This window comes from Pseudoalteromonas rhizosphaerae (assembly GCF_028885455.1).
Classification (GTDB): Bacteria; Pseudomonadota; Gammaproteobacteria; order Enterobacterales; family Alteromonadaceae; genus Pseudoalteromonas; species Pseudoalteromonas rhizosphaerae.
In genome coordinates this window covers 2,378,142-2,391,769 of sequence record NZ_CP118496.1, presented here as the reverse complement: position 1 = coordinate 2,391,769, position 13,628 = coordinate 2,378,142, and the positions used below count along the sequence as shown (strand labels likewise).

The following is a 13,628-nucleotide window of genomic DNA, read 5'->3' as shown; positions in this document are numbered from 1 at the left end:
TTTAGTCACTATCAACTCCATTTTGTTTTCTATGCTCAGCTAGTAAGTTAGCTTCAGGTGGCGGTAACTGGAGATAAAACCCGACATCAGTTAATGATTTCTCAACCAAACTTAAATCAGCCCCGCCTAAATGCGTTCGTTTTGCTAAATTAATTAACATTACGTAATGAGGTTGACCGAACATAGCCATTAAAGGTTCCGGTACCTTGCTAAAATCATCTCTTTTTTCTACAAAAAGGAAGGTATCCGCTTTTTTCTTACTTTTATATACCGCAGTCAGCATTATGACCCTATAAAATCTTGCTTAACAGTGCTGCACACTATAACATGAGAGTCATAATAAGTTAGAAAAATTAGATTAGAAATTTCACCTTATCCATATAAACACAGGCCTTATTCAGCCTGCGTTTATCTAAAATTGATTTCTGATCACACTATTCAATTGAGCGTGTATGTCGGACCAAACTTTTGAGCTAAAAGGGAATCTTTTTACGTTATCAGTTTTACATCTTTATAGTACTGATATAAACCTGTTAGCTGAGCAACTGTATATAAAAATTGCCCAAGCCCCTCGTTTTTTTGAGGGTGCTCCTATTGTTGTTAATTTAATTGAGATAAAAAATAATCTTGTTGATTTTGTTCATCTAAAGTCTTTATTAGAACGAATGAACTTTAATGCTGTTGGAGTCTGTAATGGCTCTGATGAGCAACATACGCAAGCCAAAGCCGCTGGGCTCTCAGTTTTAAATTATTCACAAGACGTTAAGAGTGAACCTGTTACAAAGCAGAGTAATACTTCAATTGTTGAGAAAACAGTTTACTTACCTGCCCAAGTTATCAATGGCACAGTGCGCTCTGGTCAACAAGTGTATGCTAAAGACCGTGACCTAATCGTTATTGGTGCGGTAAGCCATGGTGCAGAAGTGATTGCTGATGGCAATGTACATATTTATGGCACATTACGTGGTCGCGCAATAGCAGGCGCACAAGGTTACAACGAAGCACGTATTTTTTGCCAAAAATTAGAAGCAGAACTTGTTTCTATCAATGGCAACTACTGGATCAGCGATTCTCTGCAAGGTGAGTTCTGGGGCAACGCTGCACAAATCCAACAAAAAAATGAATCATTAGAAATTTCAGCTTTGGTTAAAGGATAAATCTTATGGCAAAAGTCATTGTCGTTACGTCAGGTAAAGGTGGTGTAGGTAAAACTACATCAAGTGCTGCAATTGGCACAGGTTTAGCACTTAAGGGCTATAAAACAGTCATTATAGATTTTGATATCGGTTTACGTAACCTTGATTTGATCATGGGCTGTGAACGTCGCGTTGTCTATGATTTTGTTAACGTTATAAACGGTGAAGCAAATTTAAATCAAGCACTTATCAAAGATAAACGGGTAGATAAATTATTTTTATTACCTGCTTCACAAACCCGTGATAAAGATGCTTTAACTCGCGAAGGTGTTGAACGCGTATTAAACGAGCTGAAAAAAGACTTTGATTATATCGTCTGTGATTCGCCAGCAGGGATTGAAGCCGGCGCTATGATGGCGATGTACTTTGCTGATGAAGCAATTGTAACAACGAACCCTGAAGTATCATCAGTTCGCGATTCAGACCGTATTTTAGGTATTTTGCATAGCAAATCTAAACGTGCTGAAGAAGGGCTTGAAAACATAAAAGAACATTTATTACTGACTCGTTATAACCCAGAGCGAGTAGCTAAAGGTGAAATGCTGTCAGTTGAAGATGTGCAAGATATTCTTTCTATCGAATTGTTAGGTGTAATACCTGAATCACAAGCGGTATTAAGTGCATCAAACTCAGGCCAGCCAGTTATATTAGATACAGAGTCTGATGCTGGGCAAGCTTATGCCGATGCAATTAATCGCTTATTAGGTGAAACAGTCGAATTTCGCTTCTTAGATGTAGAAAAGAAAGGTTTGTTCAAACGGATATTTGGAGGTTAACGTGTCACTACTTGACTACTTCCGCTCAGAAAAGAAAAATACAGCGTCACTAGCAAAAGAGCGATTGCAGATCATTGTTGCGCATGAGCGCTCACAGCGTGGTACACCTGATTACTTACCACAATTAAAACAGGATATTCTTGATGTTATCCGTAAATACGTCAACATCAGTAATGACGCGGTTCAAGTCCAATTCGATCAAAACGAAGATGACTTAGCGGTATTAGAGCTCAACGTCACTTTACCTGACGAAGAGAAAGAAAAGAAATAACTAAAAGGGCGCTATTACAGCGCCCTTTTCACATTTTATTACTTTATTTAATGTTCAAATTACTCCTGTTCAACATCATTGCCTGTTACAAAAAGCTCAGTCGTTGATTGTTAGTCTAGCTATAGGTATCAATCAAAGGACATTATGATAAATAAAGTTCTATAGTTTGCTGCACATATTTAAAAAAATACCACGCATTATTTAAACTCTTTAATTCGGCACTTAAAGAATACTCGCCGAATCAAGTAATTTACTTCCTGCCTTTGAGGTAACTGCATAATTAAAACCAGGTTGAATACAATAAGAGCCATATTCACCAGATTTACTCAAGGCTAAAAAACCGACTTGAAACTGTTTATAATCACCCAGCTTATGGGCAATTCGCTCAACTGCGGCCTTACACGCTTGAGTAGGTGTCATACCTTGGCGCATCATTTCAACGACTAAATGGCAGCCTACCGTTTTTATCATTAACTCGCCCATGCCCGTTGCCGTTGCAGCACCGACTTCATTATCAACGTACAAACCGGCTCCTATAATGGGCGAATCACCTACTCTGCCTGACATTTTAAAGGCCGCGCCACTAGTGGTACACGCCCCAGATAAATCACCACTACTATCTAGCGCTAACATGCCGATTGTGTCGTGATTTTCAATATTGATCACGGGCGCATATTTTGATTCCACCAGCCAATCTTGCCAGGCCTTTTTGGCTTGCGGAGTTAATAAGTTTTCTTCTATAAACCCTTGTGATTTAGCAAATTGCAGCGCCCCCTCACCTACTAACATCACATGCGGGGTGTTATCCATCACTAACCGGGCAACCGAGATTGGATGCTTAATATGTTGTAAAAATGCAACTGCGCCACAGTTTTGATTTTCATCCATAATGCAGGCATCGAGAGTAACGTTGCCTTCTCTGTCAGGGTAACCACCATATCCTACTGTCATCACATTCGGGTCTGCTTCAGGAATTCGCACACCGGCTTCCACAGCATCAATGGCTTTACCATGCTCAGCAAGTACCTGCCACGCGGCTTTATTAGCCGCTATACCATGTTGCCACGTTGAGACCACTATGGGTTTAAGTTGCGAATTTAAGCTTTTAATTGATTTATTAACGACCTGTTTTTGAGCCAATACTTTTGCCGTCAGTGTACTCGCTCCTACGGCTAGTAAAGCGGTTATCGATTGTCTTAAAAATTGTCTTTTACTATTCATGACTAAATCCTAGTTATTCATTTTAGTAATATCGTTGCAGCTTTATTTAAAGTCCCACTCAGAATCATTAAAAATAAGGCCAGAGGGATAGCCCTCTGACCTGTAAGTAATTAAAACTATTTTTCTAATCCGAGTAACTCGATTTCGGCAATTTGTAGTAATCCGTCATTATTTGCATTTTTGCTAATGCTAAGACGATAGCTTAAAAAAGCAAAACCATTATTGAATTCAAATGAACGACGTTGCAAACGCTCATCCCAGCTTTCGCCTAACCATGATGAAACAACAGTCCAGGTTTGGCCTCCATCATTTGAACCTAATAAACTAAAGTTCTCAGGGTCTCGTTCAGGTGCATCATTGGCGCTAGTTATTGCAAGACCGCTGACCGTTTGCGGATCACTAAAATCAACTTGAATCCATGCTGGATTTTCTTCTGTTGGCGCTCCTTGCCAATCATTATGATCCAGCCATTTGGTCTGTATATCACCATCAAATGCTTTATCTGCACTTTCTGCATCACCAATACTAAAGCGGGCACTAAATACACTACCGGTAAGTGAAGTTAGATCTTTAAAAGCATAGTCAGGACCAATTAAACCAACTTCGGCAATTTGAACTAAACCATCATTATTGGCATTTTTAGTTACAGCAAGTCGGTAGTGGCTATACGCGAGTGTATTTGCCACAGGAAACGTTCTTTTTTCTAGGCGCTGATCAAAACTTTCGCCGACCCATGCACCGATATCCAACCAGTTTTCACCATCCATCGATGCCATTAAAGTAAATGATTCAGGATCGCGCTCAGGGGCATCGCTTGCACTTGTGAGTGTCAGTGTATTAACTGCTTTTGCTTGCGGTAAAATAACTTGCAACCAAGCTGGATCAGCATTAGTTGGTGGTCCCTGCCAATCGTTATGATCAAGCCATTTGGTATTTACATTATTATCAAATGCTTGCGCTGCACCTTCACTATCACTGATACTATTACGTGCGCTGTAGCTTGCTCCTGCAACTTTACTATGATCTTCTCCTGGCAATTCAGGGCCAATTAAATCGATATCAGCTATTTGTAATAAACCATCATTATTCTTATTTTTGGTCACTTCTAAACGATAACTACTAAATGCTAGTTGATTAGAAAAAGAAAACGCTCTGCGCTGTGCTCTAGAGTCGAATGATTCTCCTACCCAAGTTGCAAGTTTTTGCCACGTGGTGCCATCATCGTTAGAAGCTAGTAAAGCAAAGTTTTCTGGGTCACGTTCAGGCGCATCATTAGCACTGACAATTACTAACTGATCCACGGCTACAGGACTTACAAAGTCCATCTGTATCCATGATGGCTTGTCTTCAGTTGGAGCCCCCTGCCAATCATTGTGATCTAACCACTTTGTTGTAGGGTCATTATCAAATGCTTTATCTGCATTTTCTGCATCCCCAATACTATTACTAGCACTGGTAGTACCGCTGGTAATATCAGTATGATCAACACTTGTAAAAACAGGGCCTACCATCTGAATGTCCGAAACTTGCACTAACCCATCATTGTTTTTATTTTTTGTAATATTAACTCGATAACTAAGGTACTTTTGTCCATTAACGAAGCTAAATTCTTGGCGAGAAAGCCGATCCTCGAATGATGCACCAATAATATTTGCAAGCTCAAACCAACTTTTTCCACCATCATTAGACCCCAATATGGTAAAATTCTCTGGGTCTCGCTCTGGCGCATCGTTAGCACTGGTAATGAATACACTATTTACAGCCTGTGGCTTTGCAAAATCAACTTGTATCCATGAAGGTGATGCTTCACTTGGTGCCCCCAACCAATCATTATGATCAAGCCATTTAGTATCTAGGTTATTATCAAAGGCTTTAGCTGCACTTTCAGCATCACTAATTGCGTTTCTAGCTGTAAATACTGCACCAGTTAAGTTCTCTTGTGTGGTGATTTCTTGAAGTGGGCCTGTTGATAATGCTTCATCAAAAAGCGGTAATGACAGATCAACTATCGAATCTGCAGTTAAGCCTAGTTCAGTGGTTAGAGGATGACTGCTAATGGCATCATAAATACGCTGACGAAAGGCAGCTAGCGCATCTGCGTCATCGTTTAGTGCAGCCCTAATATTCTGCTGCGCATTATCCATCACTGATTTTAAATTATCAGATTCACTAAACTGTGCAAAAGAAGCATTTAACAACGATAGTTTAATTATTGCCTCATCTGCATATTGCGTTGAGCATACTTGTTCTGCGCTATCATTTTCTTCACAACTTTCACCTAGTATGAAGTTGTCGAGCTTGTCAGCACTTATCACTGCCATGTTAAAAACATTAGTATTGCCCGTTTGCCAACCCATAGTTCGCAACAACAACGCAGACATTTGCGCCTGTGCTAATGCCATTAACTCTGCAGTTGATACATTTCGACCATCAGCAATTTGTTGCTCTACAAGTTGAGTCGCCAAAGTTGTTAATGCGTTGGCTTGCAAAGTTGTGTCTGCAACACCATCGGCATCATTGCCATAAGGTACCGTTAATTGCCCTAACGTTGAAAATACACTCCCAGCAATTGCTGCACCACTGGTTAATTGTGTAAATTCAGCATCACCACAGCGCAGCGCATCACATTGCATTGTAGAACTATCCGTGGTTGAAATATTAAGTTTTACGGTGGAATTGATCCCAAAACCTGCCTCACTGCTTAATTCAATAAAAAAGCGGCCCTCTTGATCGGTATTGCTGGCACTGTTTATTGTTAAATTACTACCATTGAGCGCAGTAACGGCGATATCTGCATTTGATAAAACACCTTTGATTATTGTCCCTGCAATTTCAGCATGTGTAACATCAGGTGTTACTGGTACATTATCTACTTTTGGGTCATTACTTGATCCACCACATGCGCTAAGTAAACTTGCAGTTAAAAGTGAGGTCCCTACAAGTTTAAATATATTTAGTGTATTCATAATTTTGCCTTTTAAAATCAGCTGTTGATAACACGCTAACTAACCGTATTCATTTTGTTTTATTAAACGGTTATAACTTGTCACTGAGTACGTAAAAACTCTTTTTAACAAGTGCTTAGTTAGCCTGTTGATAAAACGTTTTAGCCAAACCTTAACAATTAAAACCGATAGGTTAGTCCAGCATAATACCGGCGACCGCTATAGCTGCTACTGCGAAGTCGCGCTTTACTATCATCACCATAGAATGTTCGTGACTCTTCTTTTGTTAAATTAATAACCGATGCCGAGAGCACTAAATTTTCCATCACGCTGTATGACGCATTTAAATCAACTTGTTGATAAGGTTCTTGGGATACAGTTAAGCCATCAGCTAATCCTAAGGCCATTTTCCCACGGCGGTTATAAGATGCCCGAACACTGTAGTTATCGTCTTCAAAGTAAGCTGAAAAGTTGAATTGATCATCGGCACTGCCCACTAAGGCTGATTCACCTACTTTTTCACCATCAACACTGACATCAGCTTGATTAGTATCATTGAGGGTATAGTTAGCATTGATACCAAAACCATTATCAAAAGCATGTTGAGCAAATAATTCGATTCCGCGAGAAGTGGCATTAGTACCATTTGCAGTGGTGGTAAATGGTGTTACTGTGATGTCTCCAGCTGGAACAATTTCAACGCCAGTAAAAGGATTTGTAAAACCATCGAATGGACGTTCTGAAGTAATGATCAAAGGCACTATGAAATTATCAACGTCCTTATTAAATAATGCGATGCCAACCGCTGAACCATTTCCATAATAATATTCAGCTGATAAATCGAGTTGCACAGATTCAAATGGCTGTAATGCTTTATTACCACCCGATCCACTCCAACCTTGATCAACTGGGTTACCTCTAAATTCGAGTCGGTCGTCAGCCCACTCTTGTGATATGAAGGTTAATTGTTCCGGTGCACCTAAATCATTAAAAGGTGCGCGTGACATAGTTTTGGCAGCTGCGGCTCTGATAACCAGAGAATCACTCGCTTCCCAGACTAAATTTAAGCTAGGTAGGAATCTGTCATCTTTGACAGTGCGTAATGTGGTAGTTTCAACATCAACCAAACGCTCATCACCAAGAATATCTTCACCGGTCGCATCATTTATATCATCTAAAAAGTAGTTTATTTTGTCTGAAGACATAATTTGTGTTTGCGTTTCTACATAACGAACGCCGACATTGCCGCGAAAATCACCAAACGAAAAATCAGCTTGAAGATAAGCAGCTGTTATTTTTTCTTCAATATCAAAAACAAAATCGGGTTCACGGCGTGTATATTTAACATATCCATTAGTAACAATATCCCGATATTGCTGCCAATTAATACTCGGCATAGTATTAACTTCAAACCCACCCGCAATATTTTGTTCCGATTCTTTATTTAATACATCCTCAAGGTTTGGCATGCCACCAATCCACTGATAGGCAACTTCATCTATTGCACCTTGACTGAATGGATCAAGTTCCCCACTAGCAATGCGATCGGCACCATCTTGAGTAATAAAAAACGTATTATTGGTTTCCCGATGCAGACTTGCTTTTCGATGCTTAACTCCCACACGCAATGTATCAACTATGCCATAAGCAACATGGTAATCTAAATCAAGTTGACCATAGTCTTCTTTTAAGTCACTGACAATGAAACTTGAGCCTGTTGACCCTGGATCAGGATCACCTGCAATACCTGCTTGTAAATTCGCAAGTAATGCTGGATCTGCATATAAAGAAACACGTTCACCTAAGCGCCAACCTGCAAACGATGCCGCATTTTCATTTTTTCCTGAATCACTACGACTGCCAGGCTGACCGCTTTTATACGCTGCATTAAATGACTCCGATGGCCCACCGCTTGCCTTCGTACGACCAAATTTGCCTTTAAGGTCAAAGACATCACCTGCATATTCAAATGCAAAGTCATACGTATCTGAAGTATCTTTTTCTTTTGTATAACTACCTATGATCCAAGGAAACTCTAAATTGCCTTCACTACCGCCTGCACCACTGGTGAAATCCATTCCAGTAACAATAGAGCCCGTTTCATCAAGTATTACACCGGTTAAATAGTCAGGGTTATATTTCCATTCAGGGATCATCAGTTGTGAAGTAGTTCTATCTTGACCTAATTCAAAGTGAAAGTGATTAAATGTCAGCTCTAAATTATCTGTTGGTCGCCATTGCATTGTCGCTTGCACACCAACACGTTCGCGCTTTTCCTCAGTAATGCCAACACCGGCAACTTGCGGTGCCCACACACCATCATAGGAATTACCATACGCATCTTCTAACGCCCCAAAACGCCGAGTACTGTCAGTAATTTCATTGCCATTTACATCAGTTGCTGGCTGCTCGCTCCCCGTTGCCCATCGCCAACCACCTCCGCCTGACATATCTCCAGTCAGAGAGCGGTTAGTACGATCTTGCTTAGTATAACCGAGTAAAAAGCCAACGTTTTCATCTTCATTTTTCCAAGAATACACACCGCTAAAATTAGGCTCATACTCTTTTGTTACATCAGCATAAGTGTATTCAACATTAAATGCACCAGAGTTTGCATCCATATCCAATGGCGTACGACTATTTAGAATAACCGTACCACCTACACCGCCTTCATCTAAGCGAGCTTCTGATGATTTAAAAACTTCAACCGATTGCACCATAGTCGAAGGCAGTAAAGAATAGCTAAAAGAACGAGATGGAGAACCCGGTGATGAAGCAATAAAATTACCGTTAAGTTGAGTGAGGGTTAAATCAGATGACAACCCACGAATACTAACATTCTCGCCTTCACCACCACTGCGAGATATCACAACACCAGGTACTCGTTGTAAAGAATCGGCCACATTCTTATCTGGAAATTTACCTATATCTTCTGCGGTGATTGCATCAACAATCGAATTGGACAGTCGCTTAATCGCTAAATTTTCTGCCATCGAGGCGCGAATCCCCCTGACTTCTATTACTTCTAGATCGCTTTCTTGTTCATTTTGTTGATCTTGTGCGTATGCGCCATTACAGCTTGCCATCACCGCTAGAAGCAATGCAGATTTCTTAAATCGCCGAGCAAGACCCGCCGATTCACGACTGTTATTATTATTGGTCATGTTTATCTCCAGTATTATTGTGTGCTATTGATTGTATTTAGTAACTTAAAACCCACGATAATCCGTGCCAATAAACTTTAAGGCGTTTCATATCTGAGTTAATAGCTTGTTAAACTGCTTTTCAAGAATAGGGTTCTGTCGAAGAAAGTGATAATAGAAATTCGGTTGCCTCTAGAACAAAATCGGCGTTAAGGTTAAAAAAAGATCCAATTAGTGCTGAGCTAGTTTATAGTCGTCAACTTAAATTAATGGCATATAAAAACACTTCCCATATTCATGAAAAGTAAAAAAACAAAAATAAGAACATGATTTACAAATGAATTTTATTTATTCTATTATAATCTAATATAATTAAATATTTTATTGTTCACAACATCGCTGGTATTTTGGAACGAAACAATGCGTAAAAATTTAGAAGTCTGTTTAAACGCAGATAGTCATATTCAGTTAGCTGATAATGTAAAAACCGCATTTACAGCTGGCGCCTCTAGAATTGAACTTTGCAGCACAATGCAACTTGAAGGTCTCACTCCTAGTGAAACAGCAATGACTATTGCAGCTCATGCAATGCCCTCAGAAGGCGAGTTGCTTATCATGATACGACCTGTTGCGAATCAATTTATTGTTGATGCAACAATACTGAAGCTAATGCTTACACAAATAGCACACGCGGCGCACGCAGGTGCTACCGGTGTTGTTTTTGGTGCGCTAAACGCCAATGACGTTGATATCGCAGCTACCACAGCGCTTATTGCCTGCGCACATAAATATAATTTAGCAACGACATTTCATCGCGCTTTTGATTGTATAGAAGACAGCGAAAAGGCAATTGACCTATTAACTGAACTGGGCATTGATCGTATCCTCACAAATGGCACTAAATGGACTGGTGATAAAGGTGTTATGCAAGGTCTTAATCATATACAAACAATCATTAGCCACGCCAATGATCATATAGAAATTGTTATTGGTGGTGGCGTAACCACTGATAATGCAAGTACACTTTGGCAACTTGCCAACAATAATTTAGTGTCACTACATGCCTACTCTGGTGTACACAACAAGGATGGCTGGGTGGATCCGTTATTAATTAACGCAATTTTAAATCAACGAACTAACGAGCAGGCTAAAAATGACTAACCACTCTCAACCTCCCCTGTATTTAGGTATTGATGGCGGCGGTACAAAATGCCGAGTCAGGCTTGAAAACGCACAAGGCACCCTACTTGCTGAGGCAGTAAGCGGTGCAGCAAATATTGCAACCTCCGTTGAAGTGGCGCAGCAATCCATTATTGATGCAACAAAACACGCATTACAACAGGCTGGTTTAGGGCTATCAACACTCGGGGCAATTTATGCCTATGCAGGACTCGCTGGCGCTGGCATTGCCGGTGCAAATAAAAAGATGGCACAGTGGCAGCATCCATTTGCACAATTTAACTTTTCAACTGACTTACACATAGCCTGTCAAGGTGCCCATGGTGATAACAGTGGTGCGATTATTATTTTAGGCACTGGCTTTTGTGCTGGAGCAATAAAAAACGGTAACGTTATTGAATTAGGAGGCCATGGATTATTATTAAGTGATGGTGCAAGCGGAGGCTGGATTGGTTTAACTTTATTTCGTTATGCATTAGAGGTTTTAGATGGCTTATCCCCCTCAAGCCCATTAATAAATACCTTATTGGCACAGCTTAGTTGTGATACAAGTAACCAGCTGACAGAACTAGCACTCAATGCCAAACCCGCTTTTTTTGCCGGTTTTGCGCCTTTAGTTTTCGCAATGCAAGATGATCCTTGGGCCATTATTATTTTAGAGCAAGCAGCGCGCTATATTACCCGTTATATCGATCATTTAGTTAGCCACGGCTATTACAACATTACATTAATGGGAGGCACAGCCGAGAAAATTACTCCTTGGTTATCTACCAAAGCACAAGGTTATCTATGTGATGCGCATTACCTGCCCGAGCAAGGCGCTATTCAATTAGCTAAACGGCTGGCTTAGGGCTCAATTTGGTCGCGCATTTGCGAAGGGATCTCACCAAATAAGCGTCTGAATTGTTTACTGAAATAGCTAGGCTCAGAAAAACCGCATTGATAGGCTATTTGTGAAATAGGTAAACGAGTTTCAACAAGTAGCTTACGTGCGTTTTCTAAACGTATTTCATTAATAAATTGATTAGGTGTTTTTGCTAAATGTTTTTTAAAACGCCGCTCTAACGCACTTACCGATAAATGAGCAAGCTCGGCAAGTTCTTCAATACAGATATTACGATGATAGTGTTCACGTATATAATTTACTGGCCCTTCAATCGCTCTTACATGCGACAAAGCCTTTGATGTTTTTTGTAAATGCCGTGTAACGCCATAGGTGCCCAGTATCTGACCATCGTCAGTTAAAATCGCTTTTTTGGACGTTGAAAACCAGGCCAATTCACCATTTGAGGTTTGGTTTAGCTCCAAACGATCAATAACCACATAGCCATTCATTACGCGTTTATCGTCATTGACATATTGAAATGCTAAGTGCTTGGATGAAAAGTCAAAATCAGTTTTAAGTAAAATCTGCTCTAATGACTTATACCCTTGATGCTCAATAAAGTGTTGATTTGCGTATAAAATTCGGCTATCAGAATCCTTAACCCAAAACAAAATATCAGGTAATAAATCAAATGCCGCGATCAGTTGATTTACGCCCGCTTTATTTATAATCCCTTGTACTTCCATAATAATATATTCTATAAATATCAATTCGAAATAATATATAAAACGCCGATTTTGTTGCATTGTCAACCGAATTTTTATTATCCCTTACGCTGTTCATTCCTTATTATCAATAACATGATATTAACTAAACTCAGTAGACGATTACTGACATGGAGCTTTTTCATGAATAATGCCAAAATCCGCATGGGGATGGTCGGTGGTGCACAAGGTGCATTTATCGGTGCAATCCATCGCATTGCTGCACGCTTAGATGGCTTAATTGAGTTAGTCGCAGGCTCCTTTAGTTCAAATCCATCACGCAGCCAAGCTACAGCTGCAATGCTAGGAATAAATCCAGATCGTTGCTATGACAGCTACCAACAAATGTTTAGCGAAGAAGCTAAGTTACCTGCCGATCAACGAATTGATTTTGTGGCAATAGTGACGCCAAATCATTTGCATTTCCCAATTGCAAAGTGTGCAATTGAAGCAGGTTTTCACGTTTTATCAGATAAGCCAGCCACCCTAAATTTAGAACAAGCGCTGTTATTAGAAAAAACTCTGCAAGCCAGTGATTGTTTATATGGATTAACTCATACCTACACTGGTTACCCGATGATTAAAGAAGCGCGCCAACGTATTACTGATGGCGAGCTGGGCGCTATTCGTAAAATTATTGTTGAGTACAGCCAAGGTTGGCTTGCCACCAGCGAAGATGAAAATGCCAAACAAGCCAAATGGCGTTTAGATGCTGATAAGGCCGGTATTAGTTGTTGTATAGCTGATATAGGAGTGCATGCTGCAAATCTAGCTGAATACGTGAGCGGCCTAGAAATCACCGCACTATGCGCTGACTTAAATCATGTTGTTGCAGGCAGAACACTCGATGATGATGGCACCGTTTTACTGCGCTTTAACAACGACTCTAAGGGAGTTCTTCTTGCTAGCCAAGTTGCATTAGGAGAAGAAAACAATCTTAATTTGCGTATTTATGGCGATCAAGCAAGTCTTGAGTGGTCACAAATGGAACCAAATAGTTTGTGGCTCAAAAGTCATAACGCGCCAACCACCCTATTACGTGCAGGTGTTGGCCTAAAAAGTACTGCGGCACAAAATTCACTGCGAACACCTGCAGGCCATCCAGAAGGATACCTTGAAGCATTTGCCAATATCTATGTCAATTTTGCAAAACAAATTCACGCAAAAAAAGCCGGATACTCAGCATCTAACAGTGACTTCGACGTGCCTGGTATTAAAGAAGCAATTCGCGGAATGGCATTTATAGAAAATGCTGTAGCAGCGTCGAGCAAAGACACTAAGTGGCAACCATTTAAAATTGGATAAAA

General features: G+C 40.2%; 11 protein-coding genes. 6 read left to right on the top strand and 5 right to left on the bottom strand.

The annotated features are described in order from the left end of the window. Nucleotide 1 precedes the first annotated feature (1 nt). A complete protein-coding gene (locus PVK79_RS10135; protein WP_145235637.1) occupies nt 2-283 on the bottom strand; it encodes a YcgL domain-containing protein in 282 nt (93 codons plus the stop codon). A 169-nt stretch (nt 284-452) separates the two neighbouring features. On the opposite strand from PVK79_RS10135, the gene minC reads away from it, so the two are divergent. From minC to minE, 3 genes are read left to right on the top strand one after another with little or no spacing between them, the layout of a single operon-like run. Continuing rightward, nucleotides 453-1,157, top strand: coding sequence for a septum site-determining protein MinC (gene minC / locus PVK79_RS10130; protein WP_145235640.1), 705 nt, complete (start codon nt 453-455; stop codon nt 1,155-1,157). A gap of 5 nt (nt 1,158-1,162) precedes the next feature. Beyond that, nucleotides 1,163-1,972, top strand: a complete 810-nt coding sequence (gene minD, locus PVK79_RS10125; protein ID WP_145235643.1) for a septum site-determining protein MinD — start codon at nt 1,163-1,165, stop codon at nt 1,970-1,972. Nucleotide 1,973: 1 nt separating this feature from the next. Next, the gene (gene minE / locus PVK79_RS10120) at nt 1,974-2,243 is read left to right on the top strand and encodes a cell division topological specificity factor MinE (protein WP_145235646.1); all 270 of its coding nucleotides are present in this window, start codon (nt 1,974-1,976) and stop codon (nt 2,241-2,243) included. Between the two features lie 222 nt (nt 2,244-2,465). On the opposite strand, the gene PVK79_RS10115 is transcribed toward minE, so the two are convergent. The 3 genes from PVK79_RS10115 to PVK79_RS10105 all read right to left on the bottom strand — a co-directional run bounded on the left by PVK79_RS10115 (nt 2,466) and on the right by PVK79_RS10105 (nt 9,573). Further along, nucleotides 2,466-3,464, bottom strand: a complete 999-nt coding sequence (locus tag PVK79_RS10115; RefSeq protein WP_257326612.1) for an isoaspartyl peptidase/L-asparaginase family protein — start codon at nt 3,462-3,464, stop codon at nt 2,466-2,468. Between the two features lie 116 nt (nt 3,465-3,580). Beyond that, nucleotides 3,581-6,430, bottom strand: coding sequence for a discoidin domain-containing protein (locus tag PVK79_RS10110; RefSeq protein WP_182732275.1), 2,850 nt, complete (start codon nt 6,428-6,430; stop codon nt 3,581-3,583). 158 nt (nt 6,431-6,588) lie between these two features. After that, nucleotides 6,589-9,573 carry a TonB-dependent receptor gene (locus tag PVK79_RS10105; protein WP_257326611.1) on the bottom strand — a complete coding sequence of 995 codons (2,985 nt, stop codon included), beginning with the start codon at nt 9,571-9,573 and terminating at the stop codon, nt 6,589-6,591. Between the two features lie 399 nt (nt 9,574-9,972). On the opposite strand from PVK79_RS10105, the gene PVK79_RS10100 reads away from it, so the two are divergent. Next, entirely contained in the window at nt 9,973-10,713 is a 741-nt protein-coding gene (locus tag PVK79_RS10100; RefSeq protein WP_257326610.1) for a copper homeostasis protein CutC, read from the top strand. Then, entirely contained in the window at nt 10,706-11,581 is an 876-nt protein-coding gene (locus PVK79_RS10095) for a glucosamine kinase nucleotide-binding domain-containing protein (protein WP_182734191.1), read from the top strand. Before PVK79_RS10100 ends, PVK79_RS10095 begins: the two co-directional genes overlap by 8 nt. Here the strand turns inward: PVK79_RS10095 and PVK79_RS10090 are convergent. After that, nucleotides 11,578-12,303 (bottom strand): AraC family transcriptional regulator, encoded by a 726-nt coding sequence (locus PVK79_RS10090; protein WP_145236298.1) that lies wholly within the window; start codon nt 12,301-12,303, stop codon nt 11,578-11,580. The genes PVK79_RS10095 and PVK79_RS10090 overlap by 4 nt on opposite strands. A 162-nt stretch (nt 12,304-12,465) precedes the next feature. On the opposite strand from PVK79_RS10090, the gene PVK79_RS10085 reads away from it, so the two are divergent. Next, nucleotides 12,466-13,626, top strand: a complete 1,161-nt coding sequence (locus tag PVK79_RS10085) for a Gfo/Idh/MocA family protein (protein ID WP_257326609.1) — start codon at nt 12,466-12,468, stop codon at nt 13,624-13,626. Nucleotides 13,627-13,628: the final 2 nt, after the last annotated feature.

Excerpts from the sequence above, each read along its gene's own strand:
- PVK79_RS10085 (WP_257326609.1), top strand. The coding sequence starts at position 12,466 with ATGAATAATGCCAAAATCCGCATGGGGATGGTCGGTGGTGCACAAGGT.
- minC (WP_145235640.1), top strand. The coding sequence starts at position 453 with ATGTCGGACCAAACTTTTGAGCTAAAAGGGAATCTTTTTACGTTATCA.
- PVK79_RS10110 (WP_182732275.1), bottom strand. The coding sequence starts at position 6,430 with ATGAATACACTAAATATATTTAAACTTGTAGGGACCTCACTTTTAACT.
- PVK79_RS10100 (WP_257326610.1), top strand. The coding sequence starts at position 9,973 with ATGCGTAAAAATTTAGAAGTCTGTTTAAACGCAGATAGTCATATTCAG.
- PVK79_RS10135 (WP_145235637.1), bottom strand. The coding sequence starts at position 283 with ATGCTGACTGCGGTATATAAAAGTAAGAAAAAAGCGGATACCTTCCTT.
- minD (WP_145235643.1), top strand. The coding sequence starts at position 1,163 with ATGGCAAAAGTCATTGTCGTTACGTCAGGTAAAGGTGGTGTAGGTAAA.
- PVK79_RS10115 (WP_257326612.1), bottom strand. The coding sequence starts at position 3,464 with ATGAATAGTAAAAGACAATTTTTAAGACAATCGATAACCGCTTTACTA.
- PVK79_RS10090 (WP_145236298.1), bottom strand. The coding sequence starts at position 12,303 with ATGGAAGTACAAGGGATTATAAATAAAGCGGGCGTAAATCAACTGATC.
- PVK79_RS10105 (WP_257326611.1), bottom strand. The coding sequence starts at position 9,573 with ATGACCAATAATAATAACAGTCGTGAATCGGCGGGTCTTGCTCGGCGA.
- PVK79_RS10095 (WP_182734191.1), top strand. The coding sequence starts at position 10,706 with ATGACTAACCACTCTCAACCTCCCCTGTATTTAGGTATTGATGGCGGC.